This is a genomic window from Klebsiella sp. 1SOBk5mer, from assembly GCF_046603115.1.
GTDB lineage: Bacteria > Pseudomonadota > Gammaproteobacteria > Enterobacterales > Enterobacteriaceae > Klebsiella > Klebsiella quasipneumoniae.
This window is the reverse complement of record NZ_JBKIUU010000008.1, coordinates 26,559-50,223: the sequence shown is the minus strand read 5'-3', so window position 1 is coordinate 50,223 and position 23,665 is coordinate 26,559. Positions and strand designations below refer to the sequence as shown.

The following is a 23,665-nucleotide window of genomic DNA, read 5'->3' as shown; positions in this document are numbered from 1 at the left end:
ACGCTGTCGCAAATGAGCCCGCCCAGCAATGAAACCAGTCTGACAGGGCGCAACGGTCAGCGGCTTTCCGTCGATGATTATGTCAGGCATTACATGCGCGAGAAGCAGGTCAGCGGCATGGTGGTGGCAATTATTCATCATAACGGCCCGGCGGAGTTTCACTGCTTCGGCGTGACCGATGACCAACATCGCTACCCGATAACCCCGCATACGCTGTTTGCCCTCGGCTCGCTGAGCAAAGGGGTTACCGCCGAAGTGGTCACGATGCTGGTGAACGAGGGCCGTTTCCACTGGCACGACACGCTGCAGACCCTGCTGCCGCCGGGTACCGCGCTGAGTGAGGATGCCCGTAAGATAACCTTGCTGCAGCTGGTGACGCATACCTCAGGGCTGCCGCGGCAACCGATGAATATGCTGTCGCTTGAGCACCTGCTGGCCTATCTCAACGATGGCGAGAACTTCTACCATGAGCTCGATGCCGATGGCGTACTGAGTTATCTGCAGCATTTCCAGGCCCCGGCGGAACCGGCGCCGAGTTACTCCAACCTCGGCTACGCGATCCTCGGCTATCTTCTCCAGTACCAGACTGGCGAATCGATTGAGACGCTGGCCTCGCGGATGATCTTCCGCCCGCTGGCGATGGGGAACACCAGCTTCCTGCCGCAAACGCTGCGTGATTATCCGTGGCGGGCGCTGGGCCATGCTGGCGATCAGCCGAAGTTTAAACCCCGCGGCGCGCTGACGCCGGACTGGCAGTTCCGTCATAACATGGTCGGCGCGGCGAGTTTGTACAGCGACGCCGGGGATCTGATTCACTATGCCCGCGCCCACTTCGCGCCCACCGGTCAGGCGGCGCTGGACCAGGCGTTCCGCGACGTTAGCGTCGACTATTATCCGCGACGGATTGAAGCGGCGAATATCGCCTGGGTAACAGACACGTTCGGCGAGCAGCAATTAACCTATCAGGTGGGGTACATCGGCGGCTATTCGAGCTATATCGGTTTTGATAAAGCGAATCAGAATGCGGTGGTGGTGCTGCAAAACAGCTTTAACTGGAGCAACTATATCGGCCACCAGATCCTGCGTCACCTGGCGGCGCAATAAAAAAGCCCCGTCCGGAGACGGGGCTGCGCGCCTTAGCGCATGGTGACAAACTCTTCTGCCGCCGTTGGGTGAATAGCGACGGTGTTGTCGAAGTCTTTTTTGGTGGCGCCCATCTTCAACGCCACCGCAAAGCCCTGCAGCATCTCATCCATCCCGAAGCCGATGCCATGGATACCGACAATCTTCTCTTCCGGGCCGACGCACACCAGCTTCATGCGGCACGGCTGGCGGTGCGAGGTGACAGCGGTGTACATCGCGGTGAAGGAGGATTTGTAGACCTTCACGGCGTCGTCGCCATACTGCTCGCGCGCCTGCGGTTCGGTTAAGCCGACGGTGCCGATAGGCGGGTGGCTGAAGACCACGGTCGGAATGTTGTTGTAGTCCAGATGCTCTTCCGGTTTGTTGTTAAACAGGCGTTCGGAGAGACGACGGCCTGCGGCCACGGCCACCGGGGTCAGCTCAACGGCGCCGGTGTTATCGCCCACGGCGTAGATGCCCGGCACGCTGGTGTTCTGGAACTTATCGACGACGATGTAGCCTTTATCGTCAGTTTTCACGCCGGTAGCCGCCAGGTTGAAGTTATCGGTCGCCGGTTCGCGGCCAATCGCCCAGATCAGGCAGTCAACGGTCTGGCTGCGGCCATCTTCCAGCTCAAGGGTCAGGCTGCCGTCGGCATGCTTCACCACCGCTTTCGGGATGGCGTTGGTATGCAGCTGCGGACCTTCGGCGTTCATCACTTCCACCAGCGTTTCGACGATCAGCGGATCGAAGCTGCGCAGCGGCGCGTGCTTGCGCACGAACAGGTGGGTTTCAGCGCCGAGGCCGTTAATCACCCCCGCCAGCTCAACGGCGATGTAGCCCGCGCCGACCACCGCCACGCGCTTCGGCAGCGCCGGCAGTTCGAAGAAACCGTCGGAATCAATACCGTATTCCACGCCCGGAATGGTCGGGTGGCTCGGACGGCCGCCGGTGGCGATCAGGATATGATCGGCCGTAATGGTCTCGCCGTTCACTTCCACGGTGTGGGCATCGACAAAGCGCGCAAAGCCTTTGATCACGTCGACGTTGTTCTTACCCAGCACGTTGTCGTAGGAGGTATGAATGCGGTCGATATAGGCGCTGCGGCTGGCGACCAGCTTCTCCCAGTCGAAATGGTTGATGGTGGTATCGAAACCGTAGTCCGGGCCGTAAAGATGAATCGCTTCGCGGATCTGCGCCGCATGCCACATCACTTTTTTCGGCACGCAGCCGACGTTGACGCAGGTGCCGCCCAGCGCTTTGGCTTCAATCAGCGCGCACTTCTGGCCGTACATGGCCGCACGGTTAATCGAGGCGATACCGCCGCTACCGCCGCCGATGGCGAGGTAATCATAATGTTTGCTCATGCCCATATGTCCTTAATCGTTGATTGCCGCGATTGTAACGCGAGGCGTAAAAGGTTCCACCGATGGTTGCGATTACTCCGGCACGATCCAGCTGACGGTCGTGTGACCGGTACCGGCCGGCACCAGCTTGCTGTGCAGCCACGGCAGCACATTGTTCATCTGCTGCTCCAGCTTCCACGGCGGGTTGATGACGATCATCCCGGAGGCGGTCATGCCGCGCTGGTCGCTGTCAGGACGTACCGCCAGCTCAATCTGCAGAATCTTGCGAATGCCAGTGGCTTCTAAGTCTTTGATCATGCGTTTGATCTGCGCGCGCAGCACCACCGGGTACCACAGCGCGTAGGTGCCGGTGGCGAAGCGTTTGTAGCCTTCGTTAATTCCGGTCACCACCGCCTGATAGTCGGTTTTAATTTCGTACGGCGGGTCGATCAGAATCAGACCGCGGCGCGAGACCGGCGGCAGTTTGGCTTTCAGCTGCTGGTAGCCATCGGCTTTATCGACGCGCGCGCGGCTGTCTTTCTGAAACTCGGCGCGCAGCAGCGGGAAGTCGCTCGGGTGCAGCTCGGTCATCTGCAGGCTGTCCTGCTCGCGCAGCAGCTGGCGGGCGATCAGCGGAGAACCCGGGTAGTAGCGCAGCTGGCCGTTACGGTTGAAGTGTTCGACCACCGAAATATAGGGCTCAAGCTCTGCCGGCAGGTCGTCCTGCTGCCAGATGCGGGCGATGCCTTCGAGATACTCGCCGGTACGCTCGGCGTGCTCGCCGCTCAGCTGATAGCGGCCCGCGCCGGCGTGGGTGTCCAGGTAGAGAAACGGTTTTTCTTTCTCTTTCAGCGCTTCAATGATCAGGCTCTGAACGGTGTGTTTGAGGACGTCGGCGTGGTTGCCTGCGTGAAAGCTGTGGCGATAACTGAGCATGGATGCAGAGATTCCGGGAAATAAACAAGTTAACCGATAGTTTACCGCAGATCGGCCGAGATTACCGCTGCGCCGCCGCGCTGTTTCATTTCTGCCAAAAGCGTTGCAAAACATAACGCTGTCATAAAAGCGTCAAACGGCCGCGCTAGCGTCGGATACAGGCAAGGTAATTGTTTGAATAAAAGGAAAAATAATGAAAAAGCAACTCTCGCTGCTGGCCGTCGCGCTGCTGCTGGCGCAACCGGTTCTGGCTAAAGACATCCCGCTGAACAGGGCGGCGGCCCTCGCCAATAGCGTGACGCCGGCTGCCTCCAGCCAGGCGTATGACGATCTTGAGCAACAGGCGCTGGCGCAGTTGCGCCACGCGCTGCAAGGGGATGCCGCGACGCTGACCCGCGATCGGCTGGCGCACACGAAACAAAACAAAACCCAGGCCGATACCGCCTGGCTGAAGGCCAGCGGCTACGACTTCCAGACCCGGGCAAACCAGCAGGCGGATATTGCGCTATTGTCGGCGTTCAGCAGTCTGCCGGAGACCGTCGTGAAGCAGAACCTGGCGACGGTGACCGCCATCAACCGCGACGCCGTGCAGACCACCCGCCGTCAGGCGCTGGCCGATGCGCAAGGGATTAGCTACCTCTATTTCCTCAGCGACGCGCTGGGGCCTCGTCTGGGCAACGCGTTTCTGACCGCCTATGACCAGGGCGCGCTGGGGAAAGCGGCGGCGCTGATCAAAGCCTCGGAAGTCAGCACCGGCGAGGCGAAAAAGCACTTCCACAATCCGCGGCCGTTCCTGGTCCAGGGCAACACCATTCACCTGGTGCCGGACGACGTGGTGGTAAAGGATAACCAGCCCTATACCGCCGACGGCGGCTCGTTCCCCAGCGGCCACACCAACACTGGCTATACCGATGCGCTGCTGCTGGCGGCGATGATCCCGGAGCGCTACGACGCGCTGGTGGCGCGCGGCGCCCGCTATGGCTACTCGCGCATCGTGCTGGGCGTCCACTATCCGCTGGACGTGATCGGCTCGCGGATGGTGGCCGAGCGCAACGTGGCCCATTATCTTAACGATCCGCGCTACCGGGTATTATTTAACGAAGCCCGCGATCAGCTGCGCGCCGCGCTGGCGAAAGCCTGCGGTACGTCGCTTGCCGAGTGCGCGAAGAGCAGTGTGAAAGACGATCCCTGGCGCGATCCGGCGATGCGTGATTTCACTCGTTTCACCATGACCTACGACCTGCCGCGGCAGAAGGGGCCGCAGCCGCGCCTGCAGGCGCCGGAGGGGGCGGAAGTGCTGCTGGAGGCTGCCCTGCCGCAGCTGTCAGCGGCCCAGCGTCGGGCGCTGATGGTCAACACCGCGCTGCCGGCGGGCTACCCGCTCTCCGGCGCCACCCCCGAACAGCAGTTCTGGCAGCGGCTGAATCTGTCGGCGGCCTGGGAGATGGCGCAAAAAAGGCATTAATGCGGTTTCCGGCACGCTGCGCCGCGTGTCGCGCTTTTCCGGCAACGGGCGGACTTATCGCAGCAATACCCAGGCTGACGCACCGCCCGTCATTGAAATTCCCCCAACTATCCCCCATTCTAGATCTCATGCATAAGCGCCGGACGCGCGCTTCACTCACCCTTTTCAACAGGACAGCGCATATGACCAATCCATTACTGACGCCTTTTTCCCTGCCGCCTTTTTCTGCGATCAAACCAGAGCACGTGGTCCCTGCGGTCACCAAAGCGCTGGAGGATTGCCGGGCCGCGGTGGAAAGCGCGGTGGCGCACGGCGCGCCGTATAGCTGGGAAAATCTTTGCCAGCCGCTGGCGGAAGTGGACGATGTGCTGGGACGCATCTTCTCGCCTGTCAGCCATCTCAATTCGGTAAAAAACAGCCCGGAACTGCGTGAGGCCTACGAACAGACGCTGCCGCTGCTCTCCGAGTACAGCACCTGGGTCGGCCAGCATGAAGGCCTGTATAAAGCCTACCGCGATCTGCGCGATGGCGATAACTACGCCACGCTGAATACCGCGCAGAAAAAAGCGGTGGATAACGCGCTGCGCGATTTCGAATTATCCGGTATTGGCCTGCCGCCGGAGGCGCAGAAACGCTACGGTGAAATCGCCGCGCGCCTCTCTGAGCTGGGCAACCAGTACAGCAACAACGTCCTTGACGCCACCATGGGCTGGAACAAGCTGGTGACCGACGTCGCCGATCTGGCCGGTATGCCGGAAAGCGCGCTGGCCGCCGCTCAGGCGCAGGCCCAGGCCAAAGAGCAGGAAGGGTATCTGCTGACCCTGGATATCCCGAGCTACCTGCCGGTGATGACCTACTGCGACAACCAGGCGCTGCGCGAAGAGATGTACCGCGCCTACTCCACGCGCGCCTCCGACCAGGGGCCAAACGCCGGTAAATGGGATAACAGCCCGGTGATGGCGGAGATCCTCGCCCTGCGCCACGAGCTGGCGCAACTGCTGGGCTTTGACAGCTACGCCTTTAAATCCCTCGCCACCAAAATGGCGGAGGATCCGCAGCAGGTGCTCGATTTCCTCACCGACCTGGCAAAACGCGCCCGTCCGCAGGGCGAAAAAGAGCTGGCCCAGCTGCGCGCTTTCGCTAAAGCCGAGTTCGGCGTCGAAGAGCTGCAGCCGTGGGACATCGCTTACTACAGCGAAAAACAGAAACAGCATCTCTACAGCATCAGCGATGAGCAGCTGCGCCCCTATTTCCCGGAAAACAAAGCCGTTAACGGTCTGTTTGAAGTGGTGAAGCGCATTTACGGCATTACCGCCAAAGAGCGTACCGATGTCGACGTGTGGCATCCGGAAGTGCGCTTCTTCGAGCTGTATGACGAACACGACGAGCTGCGCGGCAGCTTCTATCTCGACCTGTATGCCCGCGAGCACAAGCGCGGCGGGGCGTGGATGGACGACTGCGTCGGCCAGATGCGTAAGCTGGATGGTTCCCTGCAGAAGCCGGTCGCCTACCTGACCTGTAACTTCAACCGTCCGGTCAACGGCAAACCGGCGCTGTTCACCCACGACGAAGTAATCACCCTGTTCCACGAGTTCGGCCACGGTCTGCACCACATGCTGACCCGCATTGATACCGCCGGGGTTTCCGGCATCAGCGGGGTGCCGTGGGACGCGGTCGAGCTGCCGAGCCAGTTTATGGAAAACTGGTGCTGGGAGCCGGAAGCGCTGGCCTTTATCTCCGGTCATTATGAAACCGGTGAACCGCTGCCGCAGGCGCTGCTGGAGAAAATGCTGGCGGCGAAAAACTACCAGGCGGCGATGTTTATTCTGCGCCAGCTGGAGTTCGGCCTGTTCGATTTCCGCCTGCACGCGGAGTACAAGCCGGAGCAGGGGGCGAAAATCCTTGAGACCCTCGCGGAGATTAAAAAGCAGGTCGCCGTGGTGCCGGGCCCAACCTGGGGCCGCTTCCCGCACGCCTTCAGCCATATCTTCGCCGGCGGTTACGCGGCGGGTTACTACAGCTACCTGTGGGCCGACGTGCTGGCGGCAGACGCCTTCTCACGCTTCGAAGAAGAGGGGATCTTCAACCGTGAAACCGGTCAGTCGTTCCTCGATAACATCCTGAGCCGCGGCGGTTCTGAAGAGCCGATGGTGCTGTTCAAACGCTTCCGCGGGCGCGAGCCGCAGCTGGATGCGATGCTGGAGCATTACGGGATCAAGGGTTAAGTCTGCGGTGAAGATCTGCTTAATTGATGAAACGGGCGCCGGAGACGGCGCCTTATCTGTTTTAGCCGCCCGCTGGGGGCTGGAGCAGGATGACGATAACCTGATGGCGCTGGTGCTGACCGCTGAGCATCTGGAGCTGCGTAAGCGCGATGAGCCCAAACTCGGCGGTATCTTCGTCGATTTCGTCGGCGGGGCGATGGCCCACCGGCGCAAGTTTGGCGGCGGCCGCGGTGAAGCGGTGGCCAAAGCGGTCGGTATTAAAGGCGATTATCTGCCGGATGTCGTCGATGCCACCGCCGGATTGGGGCGTGACGCCTTTGTGCTGGCGTCGGTCGGCTGTCGCGTGCGGATGCTGGAGCGTAATCCGGTGGTCGCCGCGCTGCTCGACGATGGCCTGGCCCGCGGCTATGCCGATGCGGAAATCGGCGGCTGGCTGCAGGAGCGGCTGCAGCTGATCCACGCCTCCAGCCTGACGGCGCTGACCGATATTACCCCGCGTCCGCAGGTGGTCTACCTCGACCCGATGTTCCCGCATAAGCAGAAAAGCGCGCTGGTGAAGAAAGAGATGCGCGTCTTTCAGTCGCTAGTGGGGCCCGATTTAGACGCCGATGGCCTGCTGGCCCCGGCGCGCCAGCTGGCGACCAAACGGGTGGTGGTGAAGCGCCCGGATTACGCGCCGCCGCTGGCGGAAGTCGCCACGCCGAACGCGGTGGTGACCAAAGGGCATCGGTTTGATATTTACGCCGGCACGCCGGCGTAAATTTGCAATCTATCAGGCATCGCGCCGTCATGTTGCCGGGTGGCGGCTGCGCCTTACCCGGCCTACATAATCATTTATATATCAGATGGATATCATTCCCGCAGGCCGGGCTGAGTAAGGCGCAAACCGACGATCATCTCTACCGGTTAGCTTCCCCCGGGGTATTAATCATCCGGTTCAGCCACGGCACCATCAGCGCCATCACTACCGTGACCCCCAGGGTCACCAGGCCAATTTTACTGAACACGCTGGTGTAAACGGGCAGCGTCTGCAGCGGGTCGGTGATATTTTCCGGCACCGCGGTGAAGGTCGCCACATAGCCGCCGAGCAGGAACGCGGCGGCCTGGGTCAGGAACCACATCCCCAGAATAAAGCCCATCAGATGCTGCGGCACCAGCGCGGCGACCATCGCCAGCCCCAGGGCGCTGATCAGCAACTCGCCCAGGCTCTGGAACAGATAAACCAGCACAATAAACCACGGCGAGGTTAATCCCTGGGCGTCGGCGAACCACATCCCGGCGGCCGCGGCGGTAAGGAAACCCAGCGCGCAGAGGAACATCCCGAGGGTAAATTTCACCGGCATGGTCAGGTCTTTACCCTTGTGGCCGAGATGGGTGTAGATCGCCGCCAGCACCGGGCTGGCCACCACCACCCAGAAGGGGTTCAGGGCCTGGAAACTGACCGGGTTGATGGTAAAACCCAGGATCTGATGATGGACGTTATTGATGGCGAAGAAGTTCAGCGAGGTTGGCATCTGGGCGTAGAGAATGTAAAACAGCACCGCCTCGATCATCAGGATAAAGGCGACGAACATTTTGTTGCGCCCGGTTTTATCAAGGCGAAACGCCTCGCGGAAAAAGAACGCAATGACCACGACCGACAGGACAATCAGCACCAGGTTGGCGATCATCACGTTATGCATCAGCCAGGCGCAGAGAAAAATCATTACCACCGTACCGGCCAGCACCAGCGCCAGATTGCGCAGGCTGAGGGGGCGATGATCGGGCTCGGAACCAATCTCTTTCACCATCCCGCGGCAGGCGAGGTAGACCAGCAGCGCGATAATCAGCCCCGCGCCGCACAGGTTATAGGTCACCGCGTAGCCAAACTTTTCCGCGATCACCGGCGCCAGCGACAGCGACAGCAGCGAACCGATGTTTATCGACATATAAAACAGGGTAAACGCCCCGTCGAGACGGGCATCCTTCGGCGGATAGCATTTTGACAGCAGGCTCGCCGGGTTGGCTTTAAACAAACCGTTGCCGACGGCGATGGTGCCGAGGGCGATAAAGATCAGCTGCGGTTTCAGCAGCGACATCCCGGTCATAAAGTAACCGATGGCCAGCACAATCGCGCCGAGCACCAGCGTGCGTTTGGTCCCCAGCAGATGGTCGCCCACGTAGCCGCCGATGGAGATCAGCCCGTAAACCAGCGCCGCGAAGGCGCCGAAGGTGATAAAGGCCTGTTCCTGAGAGAAGCCCAACTGTTTAACAAAGAAGACCGCCAGGATCCCCTGAACGCCGTAATAGCCAAAACGTTCCCAGAGCTCCACAAAGAAGATCATAAAGAACGGACGAGGTTGCTGCAGCAAGCCCGTAGGTGCAGTTGTATTCATATTCCTTCGCCTTGTATTACTTTCCCAAAAAGTATGAACGCGTATGCCAGAACGCGCCGAAAATGTCTGATAACTCGCCATGCTGCGGTTATTGGCTTATTGAATAGATTATTATATAGATGTTTTAGTGAATAACTGGTTGATCACACTAATTGAATGGCTTTTTTATGGAGTTAAGCTCTATTGTCTGGCGAGGCGGAAGCGAAAATAAAAACGCCCGCAGCGGCGGGCGTCTGGCATGACACAACGGGACGGTTATTCGTCTTCTTCGTCGCGTAGCGGGACAATCAGCATGTCGACATGGACGGTGTTGATCAACTGACGGGCAGAGGACATCAGCTTGCTCCAGAAGTCCTGATGGTGGCCGCAGACCACCAGGTCCATATCATATTTTTTAATCGCATCGACCAGCACCTGGCCCAGGTCGCCGCTGCCGCTCAGGGTCTCGGTGATCGGGTAGCCGGCGTTGGTCGAGAGTTCGGTCAGCGCGTGATGGGTCTCTTCGGAGATGCGTTTTTGCATGTCGCCGAGGTTCACGTCAATCAGCCCGGTGTAGAGGTCGGAGTAATTCACATCCACGTGGATTAGGGAGACTTTCGCGTTATACGGGCGGGCCATAGAAACGGCTTTTTCAACCAGTACTTTACTCTCCGGGGACAGGTCTACTGCAATCAGAATATGTTTGTAAGCCATAGTGTTACTCCTTCCATAAGTTTGTCGATGACCATTGGACCTGACAGCTGGCGCTGCCGTTTCGCCCGCGTCCTGCGTGCTACATTCGCGGGAGGGTAGCCTTTAAGGACTTCATTGTAGAAGATATTTCTTACCTTATAGCGCCCCCCGCACTCCGTCAATGCACTGGGTTCACCTAAAAGTTAAACAAATTTATCCGTCTTACGTATTGATAACGAATAACCTTGTGGTAAAAAAATTAATGGATCTCCTACACTATTTAATGAGCCGGTCGGAAAAATAAATGTGATCGGAATCGCACTCTTTACGGTATTGTCGTCGGTTATTTGGGGAGCGGTAGCCGCGGAGGGTTTCTCCGTGGGCGGGTCGCCGGGGAGGAGGTATGATCAGCACTATTGCGCTGTTTTGGGCCCTGTGTGTCGTTTGTGTGGTGAATATGGCACGCTACTTCTCATCGTTGCGTGCATTATTGGTTGTGCTACGTGGTTGCGATCCCTTGCTCTATCAGTACGTCGATGGCGGCGGCTTTTTTACCTCGCACGGGCAGCCCAGCAAACAGATGCGCCTGGTGTGGTATATCTATGCCCAGCGCTACCGTGACCATCATGACGATGAATTTATTCGTCGCTGCGAACGTGTTCGTCGCCAGTTTATTCTGACCAGCGCCCTGTGCGGCCTGGTGGTGGTGAGCCTGATTGCGTTGATGATTTGGCACTGACGGCATCTTCGGGATAAAAAAACGGGCCAGCAAGCTGGCCCGTTTTGAACGAATAACGCTTAAATCAGCTTCAGGGAGAGCCAGTAAAGGACGCCTGAAAGGATAATCGCTGCCGGCAGGGTCAGCACCCAGGCCATCAGAATGCTCGTCACCGTCTTTTTCTGTAGACCACCGCCATCCACCAGCATCGTCCCCGCTACCGAGGAGGAGAGTACGTGGGTGGTGGAGACCGGCATCCCGGTGTAGCTCGCCAGACCGATAGAGACCGCCGCGGTCATCTGCGCCGACATCCCCTGGGCGTAGGTCATGCCCTTCTTACCAATCTTCTCACCGATAGTGGTCGCCACGCGGCGCCAGCCGATCATGGTGCCAATACCCAGCGCCAGTGCGACCGCCATGATAATCCAGATTGGCGCGTACTCGATGGTGCTCAGCATATCAGTTTTCAGTTTCTTCAGCAGACGCTGGTCGTCAGCGCTCACGTCCGGCAGTTTCGCCACTTTGTCGGTGGTGTCGGAGATGCAGAGCATGATACGACGCAGCTGGCCGCGCTGTTCCGGTTTTAGCGACTCGTAGTTCTCAACGCCGGTCAGCATGGTCTTCACGCGGTCAAGGGCGTTGATGGTGTTCGCCGGATGACAATGAAACTCGCCGTTGGCCGCGGTATTGGTGTCCGGAGAGGGAACCAGCTGGTCAACGCCGGTGGCTTTCTTCAGCAGGTCAGGGCGCTGCTGGAAGAAGGTTTCCACGTTGTTGACCGCATCGCGGGTACGGGTGATTTCGTAACCGGAGGCGTTCATATTCACCACGAAGCCCGCCGGGGCGACGCCAATCAGGACCAGCATCACCAGACCAATGCCTTTCTGTCCATCGTTAGCGCCGTGAGAGAACGACACGCCGATAGCGGACAGGATCAGGGCGATACGGGTCCAGAACGGCGGCTTTTTCTTGCCGTCTTTCTTTTCACGCTCCGCTGGGGTCAGGTGGATACGCGCCCGTTTCTTGGTGCCGCTCCAGTAGCGACGCAGCAGGAAAATCAGGCCGCCCGCGATCACCAGGCCGACGATAGGCGAGATAATCAGCGATCCAAAAATGCCGATGACTTTCGGGATATTCAGCGCGTCAACGACCGACGTACCGGTCATTAAGGCATTGGTGAGACCGATCCCGATGATAGCGCCGATCAGCGTATGGGAACTGGATGCCGGCAGACCGAAGTACCAGGTGCCGAGGTTCCAGATGATCGCCGCCAGCAGCATAGAGAACACCATGGCGAGGCCATGTGCGGAACCCATGTTAAGCAGCAGATCGGTCGGCAGCATATGCACGATGGCATAAGCTACGCTGAGACCCCCCAGCAGAACGCCGAAGAAGTTGAAGAGCGCCGCCATCGCCACAGCGAGCTGTGAGCGCATAGCGCGAGTGTAGATAACCGTAGCCACCGCGTTTGCGGTATCATGGAAACCGTTAATCGCTTCGTAAAACAGTACAAAAGCTAAAGCAAGCAATAATAATAGTCCGGTATGTAAATCCAGACCGGCAAATAAATGTAGCATAGGACGTTACGCCATTTTGAGGACATGAACGCGGCGCATTATCAGTGACTTTAGCGGCGCGGGCAAAGTGAAATATAGACTTTTTTTGATTTTCTTCCTGTTTAGGTTTTACCCTGTTGGGAGTAATCCTATATCTTTCAATGATGTATCTAATGCGGGATTTTTCCCGCTGGTGTGACCAGAGTGAAATATTTACAAAACCCGACAATTGGGGAACGAGGAATGCGCTGTGGAAAGGTTTGATGCCATTGTCGTTGGCGCCGGAGCGGCGGGAATGTTTTGCGCAGCGCAGGCGGGGCAGCTCGGCTGTCGCGTTCTGCTGCTCGACAACGGCAAAAAGCCGGGGCGAAAAATTCTGATGTCCGGCGGCGGTCGCTGCAACTTTACCAATATGTATGTTGAGCCGGCGGCCTATTTGAGCCAAAACCCGCATTTTTGCAAATCTGCCCTGGCGCGCTACACCCAGTGGGACTTTATCGAGCTGGTCGGCAAATATGGCATCGCCTGGCATGAGAAAACCCTCGGTCAGCTGTTTTGCGATGATTCGGCGGAACAGATCGTCAATTTGTTGCTGGCGGAATGCGAAAAGGGCGGCGTGCAGATCCGCCTGCGCAGCGAAATCCTCAGCGTCGAGCGCGACGAGCAAGGCTACCGGCTCCAGGTGAACGGCGAAACGCTGGCGACCAAAAAGCTGGTGATCGCCTCCGGCGGCTTGTCGATGCCGGGCCTTGGCGCCTCGCCGTTCGGCTATAAAATCGCCGAACAGTTCGGCCTGAAGGTGCTGCCGACCCGTGCGGGTCTGGTGCCGTTTACCCTGCACAAGCCGCTGCTTGAGCAGCTGCAGGTTCTCTCCGGCGTCTCGGTGCCGTCGACCATCACCGCCGAGAACGGCACCCTGTTCCGCGAAAATCTGTTGTTCACCCATCGCGGCCTTTCCGGACCGGCGGTGCTGCAAATTTCCAGCTACTGGCAGCCCGGCGAGTTCGTCACCGTGAATCTGCTGCCGGACTGCAATCTTGAAGACTTCCTTAACGAGCAGCGCGGCGCGCATCCCAACCAGAGCCTGAAAAACACCCTCGCGATGCAGTTGCCGAAGCGGCTGGTGGAGTGCCTGCAGCAGCTGGGGCAAATTCCTGATGTCACGCTGAAGCAGCTGAACGTTCGCGATCAGCAGGCGCTGGTGGAGACGCTGACCGCCTGGCGCGTGCAGCCGAACGGCACCGAAGGCTACCGGACGGCGGAGGTGACCCTCGGCGGCGTGGACACCAATGAGCTCTCGTCGCGTACTATGGAGGCGCGCAAGGCGCCGGGCCTCTACTTTATCGGCGAAGTGATGGACGTCACCGGCTGGCTCGGCGGGTATAACTTCCAGTGGGCGTGGTCAAGCGCCTGGGCCTGCGCGCAGGCGCTGGTGGACGCTTAAACTAAGGGCCCGGGCATTCGGCGCCCGGGCGTGTAGGTTAGTTCAACCCAAGAAAATACTGGGCGATTTTGAAATAGATGATCAGTCCGGTGCCATCGATCAGTGTGGCGATAAACGGCGCGGAAACCACCGCCGGGTCGATGCCGATCCGTTTAAGCACCATCGGGATGACCGACGAGACAATCGCGCTCCACAGGGTAATGCATACCAGCGTCAGGCTGACGATCAGCGTGATTTCCATGCCGATGCCCATCATCCAGGCGCGCAGGCAGCCCGCCAGCCCCAGCGTTAAGGCAATCAGAAATGAGGTCGATACCTCTTTGCGGATCACCCGCCCCATATCGCGCAGCCGTACTTCTCCCAGCGCCATCGAGCGCACCAGCGTTGAGGTGATCTGCGTTCCGCTGTTGCCGCCGGTACCGATGAGCAGCGGAATAAAGAAGGCCAGCGCGATGGCCGATTCCAGCGCCTCTTCAAAATGCTGCAGCACGCTGCTGGTGTAGGCTTCGGCCACGAACAGCAGCAGCAGCCACACCGAGCGTTTCTTCCACAGCGTCCAGGGGCTGATGTCCAGATACGGTTTTTCCAGCGGCAGCGTCGCCCCCTGCAGTTGGGCGTCCTCGGTGACGTCATCCTCCAGCAGATGGGCGATCTCCTTTTCCATCAGGCAGCCGACCAGCTCGCCTTTATCGACGACGGGAACCAGGTCGAGGCCGCGCTCGTTGAGCTCGGCAATCACCTGCGGGCGTTCATCGTCAGGTTTGACGCGGAACAGGCAGCTGTCCATCAGGTAGCGGATAGACTGCCCGACATCCCCTTCCTGCAGTAGCTTTTTGACCGACAGGCTGCCGCGCAGCTTCTTGCCGGCGACCACAAACACCTGGCCGGGAATATCATCGCTGGTGAGCTGTGAGATAAAGTGCTCCCGCGCTTCATGGACGCTGAGATGTTCCTGCAGCGTAATAAAGTCGGTACGCATGTACTGGGCGATGGCATCGCCGTCGAAGCCAGAGGTCGCCTGATGGGCGGCGCAGAGTTGAATGGAAGACATGATTAAAATCCCTATAAAAAATCACTCATAGGGGCGAACAAGACAGGGTTAGCGCAGGCAGATCCCTACGTCCTGGTTTTAGCACTGCATAACGTATCTGAACGGTCATGACCGCCAGAAGTTACCTTGGCAACACCTTGATTCGATGGAAGCCTGTATTTCCCTGAGTGGTCTCTCTCGATACCAACAGGGCGGTAACTTGTATTTATGCAGGAGCCTCGCCATAACGAGATCGTTAAATGAGGCGCCATTATTGGCGAAGAGGGATAATTCACCAAGCGTATAGTTTATGTGGTTTATCAACTGTTGATAAACCACTCAGTCATTTTCAAATAGTTAATCATCCGCTAAACACTGCAAATGCCCATGGCGCACACCGCGCTGGGCAATCACGTCGTCGGCAAAATGCTGCACCTCGGCCATGTCTCCCTTCAGCACCGCAATCTCCAGGCAGTCGTCATGGCTGATATGCACATGCAGCGTGGCGACGGAGAGATCGTGATGATGATGCTGGGTGGCCACCAGCCGGCTCGCCAGTTCGCGTTTTTCATGCTCGTAGACATATGACAGGACGGCATAACCGCGCCGCGGCTCCGACGGCGCGGGATCCTGGTTGAGGGCGTCGCGCAGAATATCGCGTACCGCCTCCGAACGGTTATGGTAGCCGCGGCGGGCGCTGAGCGCATCGAGAGCGGCCAGCAGGTCATCATCAAGGGTCAGGGTTACGCGCTGCATGGCATGGCCTCGTTGAGCAGAGTGGCAGGAAAAGGTGGCAGCACCGCCTGCTGGAGCGCCTGTCCGGCAGGAGAGCGCAGGCGCAGCGGTAGACTGACCGTTGCGGTTTCGACGATGCGTCCGTGCTCCATCACCAGCACCCGCTGGCAAAAGCGCTCCACCAGCCGCAGGTCGTGGGTAATGAACAGGCAGGCGGTGCCAAACCGGGCCTGCAGGCGCTTCAGCAGGGCGATAATCTCCGCCTGCAGCAGCAGATCGAGATTCGAGACCGCTTCATCCAGGATCAACAGCTGCGGCCGCACCGCCAGGGCGCGAGCCAGGCAGACGCGCTGCAGCTGTCCGCCGCTGAGCTGCGCCGGGCGTTTATCGAGCAGCGTCGTGGAAAGGTCGACCGCGTGCAGCATCTCTTCCACCCGCCGTGCGCGCTCCTCGCGCGACAAGCGGAACAGATGGCGCAGCGGCTCGCTGACGATCTCGCGCACCGTTTTGCGCGGATTCACCGCGCTGAAGGCGTCCTGAAACACCAGCTGAATATCACGGCGGAAGGCGCCGACGGCCTCGCCCTTCAGGGCGGTCAGCGGTGTGCCGCGCCAGACAATATCGCCGTGCTGCGGCGTTTCCAGGCCCACCAGCATCCGCGCCAGGGTACTCTTGCCGCAGCCGCTGCGCCCGAGCAGGGCCACCGTTTCGCCGGGGGCGATGGCGAGTTGGATCTCGTGCAGGACCCTGCCGTGGTGGGGATAATCGTGGCTCACCCCGTTGACGCTGAGTAAATTCATGCTGTTTTCTCCAGTCCGTACAGCGCCAGATGCGCCGCCAGCAGGCGCTGGCTCAGCGGGTGCTGTGGGGCGCTGAACAGCGTGTTTACATCGCACTGTTCAACGAGGCGACCGTTCTCCATGACCGTCACGTCATCCGCCAGCCGCGCCACAACGCCCATGTCATGCGTCACCAGCAGCAGCCCCAGACCGCGGCTGGCGACGATATCCGCCAGCAGATCGAGGATCCGCGCCTGGGCGATGGCATCGAGGTCGGTGGTCGGCTCGTCGGCGATGATAAAGGGCGCGCGGCTGAGCAGGGCGAGGGCGATCATCATCCGCTGCAGCATGCCGCCGCTCATCTCGAAGGGATAGCGGCTGAGCAGCGAGCGCGGATTATCCAGACCCACCTCTTCCATCACCGCCAGCAGGGCGGCGTCATTCGCTTCGCGTCCCGCCGCCCGGCAAGTTTCCCGGGCGTGGGCGGCCATGGTATGCAGCGGATTAAAGGCGCTGCGTGGGTTCTGCATGATGGTGGCGATAGTCGCGCCGCGCAGCGGTTCGCTGTGCACCGGCATGCCGTCAAGCAACACCCGGCCGGCGGTCTGGCTGACGCCGGGCGGCAGCAGGCCCAGCGCGGCGGCGCAGGTAAGCGATTTCCCGCTGCCGCTGCTGCCGAGCAGCGCCAGCACCTTGCCGCGGCGCAGGGTAAGAGAGACGTCGCTGACCAGCGGGCGGTCGGCGGCAAGGGCGATCTGTTGCAGTTGGATCTTCTGCGGCATCAGTGGCTATGCTCCGCGATCAGGTGAGGATCGAGGCGATCGCGCAGCGCGTCGCCCAGCAGGTTAAAGGCCATCACGCTGATGAACAGCGCCAGCCCCGGCCAGACCATCTGCAGCGGCTGGGTCCAGATATACTGCCGGGCGTCGTTGATCATCACCCCCCATTCCGCCGTCGGCGCGCTGACGCCGAGGCCAAGGAACGACATGCCGGCCACGTGAAGCATCATATGGCCGATATCCAGTGAGGCGAGCACCAGCAGCGAGGGGATCACCGCCCCTGCCAGATGGTCGCTGAACAGCCGCCACTGGCTGGCGCCGCTCAGGCGGGCGGCGAGGATAAATTCGCGCTGGCGCAGGGAGACCACCAGATTACGCACCATTCTGGCGTACCAGGCCCAGTGCGATAGCGCAATGGCGAGGATCACGTTGGTCAGCCCGGCGCCGAGCACCCCCACCATAAAGAACGACAGGATCGAGGTTGGAAAGGTCATAAACAGTTCGGCGAGGCGCATCAGGCCGCGGTCGGCGCGGCCGCCCAGCAGCCCGGCGCTGCCGCCAACCGCCAGACCGATCAGCAGCACCAGCAGCAGGCAGGCCATTACCGCCCCCAGCGAGACGCGGGTAGCGGCCAGCAGGCGCGAGAAAATATCCCGTCCTAGATGATCGGTCCCCAGCCAGTGCGCTGCCCCTGGCGGCAGCAGTCGCTGCTGCAGGTTAATCGCCGCCGGATCCCAAGGTAGCCACCAGCCGCTGCCGATGGCGATGACCGCCAGCAGCGCAATAACCAGCAGGGCCAGTTTCACCGGCCAGCGGAAGTTTCGCAGCCATCTCATACGCTCACCTCCTCATGGCGGCGCAGGCGCGGGTCGAGCGCCGCGTTGAGCACATCCACCGCCAGGTTAGCCAGCACGAACACCGTGACCATCATCAGCGTAAAGCACTGAATCACCGGGTAATCGCGATTGAAGATCGCGGAAACCGCGTAGCGGCCGACCCCCGGCCAGGCAAAGATATTTTCAATAATCATGGTGCCGCCGATCAGCTCGCCAATGTGCATGCCCATGGCGGTCACCACCGGCAGGGTGGCGTTGCGCAGGATATGCCGCCGTTCCACCTGGCGCGCGCTCAAGCCGCGCAGCCGCGCCCACACCACGTGACGCTGGCTGGAGACCTCCAGCATGCTGGCGCGCAGCAGACGGGCGTTGATCGCCAGCGACATAAAGGCGATGGAGACGGCGGGCAATATCAGGTGCTGCCAGTCGCCGTACCCCATCGCCGGAAGCCACTGCAGATGCACGGAAAAGAGCATCACCAGCAGAAAGGCCAGCCAGAAGTTCGGCATCGACACGCCGAGGAAGGCAATCAGCCGCACAGCAAAGTCCGGCAGGCGATCGCGATGGCGCGCCGCCCAGATCCCCAGCGGCAGCGAGGTGACGAGGATCAGCGCCAGCGCCGCGCCGGTGAGCAGCAGAGTGGCCGGCAGGAAGTGCAGCAGGTCATCCAGCACCGGTCGCCGGGTGGCATAGGAGAGGCCAAAGTCCAGGTGCAGCGCCCGCCACAGCCAGTGCAGATACTGCATCGCCAGCGGCTGGTTGAGCCCCAGCAGTTCGCGGGTCGAGGCGACCATCTCTTCAGTGGGCGGCAGGTTCGACAGGCGTAAATAATCCAGCGCCGGGTCGCCGGTGCCGAGCCGCAGCAGCAGAAAGATGATGGCGGAGGCGGCGAGCAGCAGCGGGATCAGCAGCAGCAGGCGGCGTAAAATATAGCGTAACATTATGGCGTTACCGGTTTAATCTGGTCGAAAGGGATCTCGGTGCTCACCGGCGCGAACGGGATCACCCCGACCTCCTGGCGTGCAACCGACATCAGCGAGACATAGCTGATGGGCAGGTACACCGCGTCCTGGTGCAGGCGGCTCAGCACATCGTGGTACAGCCGTTTCCGCTGCGCCTCGTCGCTGGTGGTCAGCACCTCGCTAATCTCTTTATCAATCAGCACCTTGTCGGGCAGGCCGCGCTGGGCCTGATAATCGGCATGGGAGGGCACGCGCATCGAGCTTAAAAAGGCATGCGGATCGTAGGGGGCGCCCCAGGTGCGATTGAAGATCATGCCGAACCGCCCTTCGCGCTGGCGCGCATAGATGCTGCTCTCCTCCTCGCCCACCAGGGTGACGCGGACGCCGACCTCCCGCAGATTGGCCTGAATAATTTCGGCCATCGATTTAGCCAGCGCGTCGGTGCCGATAAACGCCAGCTCAATCGCCAGCGGTTGCCCGGCCTTTTGTCGCCAGGGCTGGCCTTCCGGTTGCTGCCAGCCGGCCTGCGCCAGCAGGGCGCGGGCTTTTGCCGGGTCGTAACGGCGCGGCGTCAGATCCTGCGGGGCGTAGGGGACCGAGGGGGCAAACAGGGTGTCGGCAACCTGCTGGGTGCCGTAGAGCACGCTATCGACGAGGGTCTGCTTGTCGACGGCGTAGTTGAGCGCCTCGCGAACCGCCTGCTCGTGGGTCGGGCCCTGGCTGGCGTTCAGCGCCAGCATCACCGTCTCCGCCGGGGCGGAGAGACGAGCCGCGTAGCCGGGGTGATGACGAAAGCGTTCGAAGGTATCCAGCGGCAGCAGCCCCTCGTCGCCGTAGAGCATGTCGATTTCCCCGGTTTCGAACGCCACCGCGCGGCTGGTGGCGTCGGGGATCACTTTGATGGTGATTTGCTGTAGCGCGGGTTGATTACCCCAGTAGCGTTCGTTGCGTACCAGCACGTCGCGCTGATTGAGCTGCGAGCTCGCCAGTCGCCACGGCCCGGTGCCGATCGGGGCTTTGATGCCGTTGGCGGTGCCGCCATCGATAAACTGCGAGGGGGCGATAAAGCGGAACGGGCGGGGCAGGGCCAGCTCTTGTAGTAAGGGGGCGTAGGCGCTTTTCAGGGTGAGCTGCAGCTCGCTGGCGCTGAGCGCCCGCACGTCGGTTATCTGATTGGCGAGCTCAAGCCAGGCGTGGCGTTGGCGGTTGGCGAGCACCGCCTGGAAATTAGCCGCCGCGGCCTGGGCGTTAAAGGGTTCGCCGTTGGAGAAGGTCACATCCTCGCGCAGGGTAAACCACCAGGTTTTACCATCGGCGGAGTGGCGCCAGCGGGTCGCCAGCCAGGGCTGCACGCTGCCGTCAGCCTGATACTTCACCAGCGGTTCATAGACCATGCTTTGGGCAAACATCTGGTTGGGCGTATAGAGATGCGGATTCAGCGGGCCGACGTTCACCGGCCAGGCGGTAGTAAGCGAGTGCTGCGCGGCCTGAGCCAGCAGAGGGGCGCAGGCGACCAGCGCCAGCAGAGTGAGGCGGAAAATAGACAAGACGGCGTTCTCAGCGACAGGAAAGTATGACGATTTTAGTGATTCATCATACTTTCGGAGTAACCTGGATCAATATTGCGCCGGAAAGTATAAGTAATCCGTATGATTATGCGCAGGGGCAGGCGCCGCCTTACCCCTTAGGGCGTCCGGAACAACCCCAGCAGCGTGGCCACCTGTTCGTCGATCGGCGCCAGATCCCGCTTGACGATCAGATGCAGCGGCGTCGCGCGGCGCGCGCCGTGGCTGAGGGGCAGCCGCTTCAGCACGCCCTGATCGAGATGGGAACGAATGCGCTCTTCCGGCAGCCAGCCGAAGCCGACCTGATACATCACCGCATCAATGGCCGCGTCAATGGTGGAGAAGGTCCAGGCGTCACGCGTCGCCTGGCCATCGCCGGTCTGGTCGGCAATGCGCACCAGCGGCCATGGCGCCAGCGCGCTATCCTCCAGCGGACCGTCGAGGGCGGCGAGAGGATGGTCGCGGTGGGCGACGGCGATAAAATCAATATTCATCAGCCACTCTCCGCGGCCGGTAATATCCTGGCGGCGGGTCAGAACCATGACATCGGCTTCCGTTCGCGCCGCGCCCTCGTCATCAATATTTTCCAGCACTTCGGTGAGTCTGACCTGAGTCTGCGGATAACGCTGCTGAAACTGGCGCAGAATGGCGAACAGCCGCTGGCGCGGGAAAATGCTGTCGACCACCAGGTCCAGACGGGTGCGCGCCCCGTTGCGCAGAGTGGCAGCATGCGTTTCAACGTAGGCGAAGGCCTGCAGCAACGGTTTGACCTGATTCAGCAGCAGTTCGCCGGCCGGGGTCAGCACCGCCCGCCGACCGGACGGCGCCAGCAGCGCCACCCCTAAGCGCTCCTGCAGCAGCGCGAGGTTATAGCTCACCGAAGACTGACTGCGGTTGGTCTCCTCCGCCGCTCTGGCAAAGCTCCCGAGTTCCACGACCTTTTCCAGTAATGCCCACTGCTCCAGGGTTGTCTTGTGCATAATCAATCTAAAATTTGGATGTATTTAATCCAAACATAGCGTTATTCATTCAATTTTTAAAGACGTATGCTGTCCTCAACAACACAGAGGAGAATAAATGATGAGCACTTTCGACAAACATGACCTCAGCGGCTTTATCGGTAAACATCTGGTCTACACCTACGACAACGGCTGGAACTACGAAATTTACGTCAAAAACGACCATACCCTCGACTACCGTATTCACAGCGGCATCGTCGGCAATCGCTGGGTGAAAGATCAGGAAGCGTACATCGTGCGGGTGGGGGAAAGTATCTACAAAATCTCCTGGACCGAACCGACCGGTACCGACGTGAGCCTGATCGTCAACCTGGGCGATAAACTGTTCCACGGCACCATCTTCTTCCCGCGCTGGATCATGAATAACCCGGAAAAAACCGTCTGCTTCCAGAACGATCACATTCCGCTGATGAATTCTTACCGCGATGCCGGCCCGGCCTACCCGACAGAAGTGATTGACGAGTTCGCCACCATCACCTTCATTCGCGACTGTGGCGCAGATAATGATGAGGTAATTAATTGCCCGGCGAGTGAATTGCCTGCGGATTTTCCTGCAAATTTGTAATTAAGCAGAAATAACTTTGTGATCTGCGCTAACTTTTTGTCATCAAGCGTGACAAAGACAGCGTCATTAATTGTTATCTGGTTTAACCCCCGTTTACTTTCCGCGATAGCGTTCCTGTTTGCTTTTCCAGACAGGAACGTTTTTTTGTCAAAATTCTGCCATAAATAAAACCTATCATTCTGTTTCTTAATGATTTATTTGGCCGTGCTGAGAAAAGATTAATTTCTTAATATTATCCTAAGCAAGGTCAACTACATTAATAGTGGTCGAAATACCCTGAAATGGAATGCCGCGCTGAACTCACTTCATTTTAATTTCGTTTAAGTCCACAGGCGCAGGATATTTTATTCTAACGACCCTGATTTGTGCGTGGGTCATCTACAGAACAGGATGATGATGAGCGATTTTTTGCCTTTTTCGCGCCCGTCGATGGGCGACGCAGAGCTGGCAGCGCTGCGTGAAGTTTTAGCGTCGGGCTGGATCACCACCGGGCCGAAGAATCAGGCACTTGAAGCGGCATTCTGCCAGTTGACCGGCAACCGCCACGCGATTGCCGTCAGTTCAGCGACCGGCGGGATGCACGTGACCCTGATGGCGCTGGGTATTGGCCCCGGCGATGAAGTCATTACGCCGTCCCAGACCTGGGTCTCCACCCTCAATATGATCTGCCTGCTGGGCGCCACGCCGGTGATGATCGATGTCGATAACGACAATCTGATGATCACCCCTGAGGCGGTGACAGCGGCGATCACCTCGCGGACCAAAGCGATTATTCCTGTGCACTACGCGGGGGCGCCAGCCGATATCGACGCCATTCGCGCGGTGGGCGAGCGCCATGGCATTCCGGTGATCGAAGACGCCGCCCATGCGGCGGGGACCCACTATAAAGGCCGCCACGTAGGCTGGCAGGGGACCGCGATTTTCTCGTTCCACGCGATCAAAAATATGACCTGCGCTGAAGGCGGGCTGGTTGTCACCGACGACGACGAGCTGGCCTCCCGCATCCGTAGCCTGAAATTCCATGGCCTCGGCGTGGACGCCTATGACCGCCAGACCCACGGCCGCGCGCCGCAGGCGGAGGTGATCGCTCCGGGCTTTAAATACAACCTTGCCGACATCAACGCCGCGCTGGCGCTGGTCCAGCTGGAAAAACTGCCTCACGCCAACCAGCGGCGGGCGGAAATTGCCCAGCGCTATCTGCGCGAACTGGCGGACACGCCGTTTACGCCCCTGACCGTCCCGGCCTGGGATCACCAGCACGCCTGGCATCTGTTTATCATCCGCGTCGATGAGGCTGCGTGCGGCATCAGCCGCGACGCGTTGATGGAAAAGCTGAAGGCGATGGGTATCGGCACCGGTCTGCACTTCCGTGCGGCCCATACGCAAAAATATTACCGCGAGCGCTTCCCTGAGGTTTCCCTGCCGAATACCGAATGGAACAGCGCCCGCATCTGTTCTCTCCCGTTGTTCCCGGACATGACCGATGACGATGTCACTCGCGTCATTTCCGCACTGCGCCAGCTGTCAGGACGTTGA

General features: G+C 59.9%; 21 protein-coding genes and 1 riboswitch. Of the genes, 8 read left to right on the top strand and 13 right to left on the bottom strand.

Going from position 1 to position 23,665, the window contains the following annotated elements; all coding sequences use genetic code 11:
- The first annotated feature begins 12 nt into the window (after positions 1-12).
- Positions 13-1,104: a serine hydrolase domain-containing protein gene (locus ACLH1U_RS17990; RefSeq protein ID WP_065882861.1), complete on the top strand. Its 1,092-nt coding sequence runs from the start codon at positions 13-15 to the stop codon at positions 1,102-1,104.
- 32 nt (positions 1,105-1,136) lie between these two features.
- On the opposite strand, the gene gorA is transcribed toward ACLH1U_RS17990, so the two are convergent.
- Positions 1,137-2,489: a glutathione-disulfide reductase gene (gorA, locus tag ACLH1U_RS17985; protein WP_032454297.1), complete on the bottom strand. Its 1,353-nt coding sequence runs from the start codon at positions 2,487-2,489 to the stop codon at positions 1,137-1,139.
- 72 nt (positions 2,490-2,561) lie between these two features.
- Positions 2,562-3,404 (bottom strand): 23S rRNA (adenine(2030)-N(6))-methyltransferase RlmJ, encoded by an 843-nt coding sequence (locus ACLH1U_RS17980; RefSeq protein WP_004204945.1) that lies wholly within the window; start codon positions 3,402-3,404, stop codon positions 2,562-2,564.
- Between the two features lie 193 nt (positions 3,405-3,597).
- Between ACLH1U_RS17980 and ACLH1U_RS17975 the strand changes: the two genes are divergently transcribed.
- From ACLH1U_RS17975 to rsmJ, 3 genes are all read left to right on the top strand, one after another.
- Positions 3,598-4,869, top strand: a complete 1,272-nt coding sequence (locus tag ACLH1U_RS17975) for an acid phosphatase (protein WP_261901972.1) — start codon at positions 3,598-3,600, stop codon at positions 4,867-4,869.
- A 182-nt stretch (positions 4,870-5,051) separates the two neighbouring features.
- The gene (gene prlC / locus ACLH1U_RS17970; protein ID WP_050534349.1) at positions 5,052-7,094 is read left to right on the top strand and encodes an oligopeptidase A; all 2,043 of its coding nucleotides are present in this window, start codon (positions 5,052-5,054) and stop codon (positions 7,092-7,094) included.
- 7 nt (positions 7,095-7,101) lie between these two features.
- Positions 7,102-7,854 carry a 16S rRNA (guanine(1516)-N(2))-methyltransferase RsmJ gene (rsmJ, locus tag ACLH1U_RS17965; protein ID WP_032429010.1) on the top strand — a complete coding sequence of 251 codons (753 nt, stop codon included), beginning with the start codon at positions 7,102-7,104 and terminating at the stop codon, positions 7,852-7,854.
- 139 nt (positions 7,855-7,993) lie between these two features.
- Here the strand turns inward: rsmJ and dtpB are convergent, their stop codons facing one another.
- Positions 7,994-9,469: a dipeptide/tripeptide permease DtpB gene (gene dtpB / locus ACLH1U_RS17960; RefSeq protein WP_130941803.1), complete on the bottom strand. Its 1,476-nt coding sequence runs from the start codon at positions 9,467-9,469 to the stop codon at positions 7,994-7,996.
- Positions 9,470-9,724: 255 nt separating this feature from the next.
- A complete protein-coding gene (uspA, locus tag ACLH1U_RS17955) occupies positions 9,725-10,162 on the bottom strand; it encodes a universal stress protein UspA (RefSeq protein WP_004145166.1) in 438 nt (145 codons plus the stop codon).
- Positions 10,163-10,544: 382 nt separating this feature from the next.
- Between uspA and uspB the strand changes: the two genes are divergently transcribed.
- Positions 10,545-10,880, top strand: coding sequence for a universal stress protein UspB (gene uspB / locus ACLH1U_RS17950; RefSeq protein WP_002921203.1), 336 nt, complete (start codon positions 10,545-10,547; stop codon positions 10,878-10,880).
- Positions 10,881-10,939: 59 nt separating this feature from the next.
- Here uspB and pitA read toward each other — a convergent pair whose 3' ends face one another.
- Entirely contained in the window at positions 10,940-12,436 is a 1,497-nt protein-coding gene (pitA, locus tag ACLH1U_RS17945) for an inorganic phosphate transporter PitA (RefSeq protein WP_004204940.1), read from the bottom strand.
- 229 nt (positions 12,437-12,665) lie between these two features.
- Between pitA and ACLH1U_RS17940 the strand changes: the two genes are divergently transcribed.
- Positions 12,666-13,859, top strand: a complete 1,194-nt coding sequence (locus ACLH1U_RS17940) for an NAD(P)/FAD-dependent oxidoreductase (protein WP_032454294.1) — start codon at positions 12,666-12,668, stop codon at positions 13,857-13,859.
- Between the two features lie 37 nt (positions 13,860-13,896).
- Here the strand turns inward: ACLH1U_RS17940 and ACLH1U_RS17935 are convergent, their stop codons facing one another.
- The 8 genes from ACLH1U_RS17935 to ACLH1U_RS17900 form a co-directional block, all read right to left on the bottom strand.
- A complete protein-coding gene (locus tag ACLH1U_RS17935; RefSeq protein WP_023291272.1) occupies positions 13,897-14,910 on the bottom strand; it encodes a magnesium transporter in 1,014 nt (337 codons plus the stop codon).
- 56 nt (positions 14,911-14,966) lie between these two features.
- A riboswitch (M-box (ykoK) riboswitch) is annotated at positions 14,967-15,148 on the bottom strand.
- 98 nt (positions 15,149-15,246) lie between these two features.
- Positions 15,247-15,645 carry a nickel-responsive transcriptional regulator NikR gene (gene nikR, locus ACLH1U_RS17930; protein WP_023291271.1) on the bottom strand — a complete coding sequence of 133 codons (399 nt, stop codon included), beginning with the start codon at positions 15,643-15,645 and terminating at the stop codon, positions 15,247-15,249.
- Entirely contained in the window at positions 15,633-16,424 is a 792-nt protein-coding gene (gene nikE, locus ACLH1U_RS17925; protein WP_023291270.1) for a nickel import ATP-binding protein NikE, read from the bottom strand. The genes nikR and nikE overlap by 13 nt, the downstream gene beginning before the upstream one ends.
- Positions 16,421-17,185 (bottom strand): nickel import ATP-binding protein NikD, encoded by a 765-nt coding sequence (gene nikD, locus ACLH1U_RS17920; protein WP_117132888.1) that lies wholly within the window; start codon positions 17,183-17,185, stop codon positions 16,421-16,423. The genes nikE and nikD overlap by 4 nt, the downstream gene beginning before the upstream one ends.
- The gene (nikC, locus tag ACLH1U_RS17915) at positions 17,185-18,018 is read right to left on the bottom strand and encodes a nickel ABC transporter permease subunit NikC (RefSeq protein ID WP_117132889.1); all 834 of its coding nucleotides are present in this window, start codon (positions 18,016-18,018) and stop codon (positions 17,185-17,187) included. Before nikC ends, nikD begins: the two co-directional genes overlap by 1 nt.
- Positions 18,015-18,959 (bottom strand): nickel ABC transporter permease subunit NikB, encoded by a 945-nt coding sequence (nikB, locus tag ACLH1U_RS17910; protein WP_023291267.1) that lies wholly within the window; start codon positions 18,957-18,959, stop codon positions 18,015-18,017. Before nikB ends, nikC begins: the two co-directional genes overlap by 4 nt.
- Entirely contained in the window at positions 18,959-20,527 is a 1,569-nt protein-coding gene (nikA, locus tag ACLH1U_RS17905) for a nickel ABC transporter substrate-binding protein (protein ID WP_085551467.1), read from the bottom strand. The genes nikB and nikA overlap by 1 nt, the downstream gene beginning before the upstream one ends.
- 137 nt (positions 20,528-20,664) lie before the next feature.
- The gene (locus tag ACLH1U_RS17900) at positions 20,665-21,525 is read right to left on the bottom strand and encodes a LysR family transcriptional regulator (RefSeq protein ID WP_044524990.1); all 861 of its coding nucleotides are present in this window, start codon (positions 21,523-21,525) and stop codon (positions 20,665-20,667) included.
- Between the two features lie 97 nt (positions 21,526-21,622).
- On the opposite strand from ACLH1U_RS17900, the gene ACLH1U_RS17895 reads away from it, so the two are divergent.
- Both ACLH1U_RS17895 and arnB read left to right on the top strand, forming a co-directional pair.
- Positions 21,623-22,129, top strand: coding sequence for a phenolic acid decarboxylase (locus ACLH1U_RS17895; RefSeq protein WP_167875413.1), 507 nt, complete (start codon positions 21,623-21,625; stop codon positions 22,127-22,129).
- Between the two features lie 396 nt (positions 22,130-22,525).
- Positions 22,526-23,665 carry a UDP-4-amino-4-deoxy-L-arabinose aminotransferase gene (gene arnB / locus ACLH1U_RS17890; RefSeq protein WP_072421031.1) on the top strand — a complete coding sequence of 380 codons (1,140 nt, stop codon included), beginning with the start codon at positions 22,526-22,528 and terminating at the stop codon, positions 23,663-23,665.

Bases quoted from the DNA above. Each gene is read 5' to 3' on its own strand.
- nikC (WP_117132889.1), bottom strand. From the start codon at position 18,018: ATGAGATGGCTGCGAAACTTCCGCTGGCCGGTGAAACTGGCCCTGCTG.
- nikE (WP_023291270.1), bottom strand. From the start codon at position 16,424: ATGAATTTACTCAGCGTCAACGGGGTGAGCCACGATTATCCCCACCAC.
- prlC (WP_050534349.1), top strand. From the start codon at position 5,052: ATGACCAATCCATTACTGACGCCTTTTTCCCTGCCGCCTTTTTCTGCG.
- ACLH1U_RS17975 (WP_261901972.1), top strand. From the start codon at position 3,598: ATGAAAAAGCAACTCTCGCTGCTGGCCGTCGCGCTGCTGCTGGCGCAA.
- gorA (WP_032454297.1), bottom strand. From the start codon at position 2,489: ATGAGCAAACATTATGATTACCTCGCCATCGGCGGCGGTAGCGGCGGT.
- nikB (WP_023291267.1), bottom strand. From the start codon at position 18,959: ATGTTACGCTATATTTTACGCCGCCTGCTGCTGCTGATCCCGCTGCTG.
- uspB (WP_002921203.1), top strand. From the start codon at position 10,545: ATGATCAGCACTATTGCGCTGTTTTGGGCCCTGTGTGTCGTTTGTGTG.
- nikR (WP_023291271.1), bottom strand. From the start codon at position 15,645: ATGCAGCGCGTAACCCTGACCCTTGATGATGACCTGCTGGCCGCTCTC.
- ACLH1U_RS17900 (WP_044524990.1), bottom strand. From the start codon at position 21,525: ATGCACAAGACAACCCTGGAGCAGTGGGCATTACTGGAAAAGGTCGTG.
- uspA (WP_004145166.1), bottom strand. From the start codon at position 10,162: ATGGCTTACAAACATATTCTGATTGCAGTAGACCTGTCCCCGGAGAGT.
- dtpB (WP_130941803.1), bottom strand. From the start codon at position 9,469: ATGAATACAACTGCACCTACGGGCTTGCTGCAGCAACCTCGTCCGTTC.
- ACLH1U_RS17990 (WP_065882861.1), top strand. From the start codon at position 13: ATGAGCCCGCCCAGCAATGAAACCAGTCTGACAGGGCGCAACGGTCAG.
- arnB (WP_072421031.1), top strand. From the start codon at position 22,526: ATGAGCGATTTTTTGCCTTTTTCGCGCCCGTCGATGGGCGACGCAGAG.
- pitA (WP_004204940.1), bottom strand. From the start codon at position 12,436: ATGCTACATTTATTTGCCGGTCTGGATTTACATACCGGACTATTATTA.
- ACLH1U_RS17895 (WP_167875413.1), top strand. From the start codon at position 21,623: ATGATGAGCACTTTCGACAAACATGACCTCAGCGGCTTTATCGGTAAA.
- ACLH1U_RS17935 (WP_023291272.1), bottom strand. From the start codon at position 14,910: ATGTCTTCCATTCAACTCTGCGCCGCCCATCAGGCGACCTCTGGCTTC.
- nikD (WP_117132888.1), bottom strand. From the start codon at position 17,185: ATGCCGCAGAAGATCCAACTGCAACAGATCGCCCTTGCCGCCGACCGC.
- ACLH1U_RS17980 (WP_004204945.1), bottom strand. From the start codon at position 3,404: ATGCTCAGTTATCGCCACAGCTTTCACGCAGGCAACCACGCCGACGTC.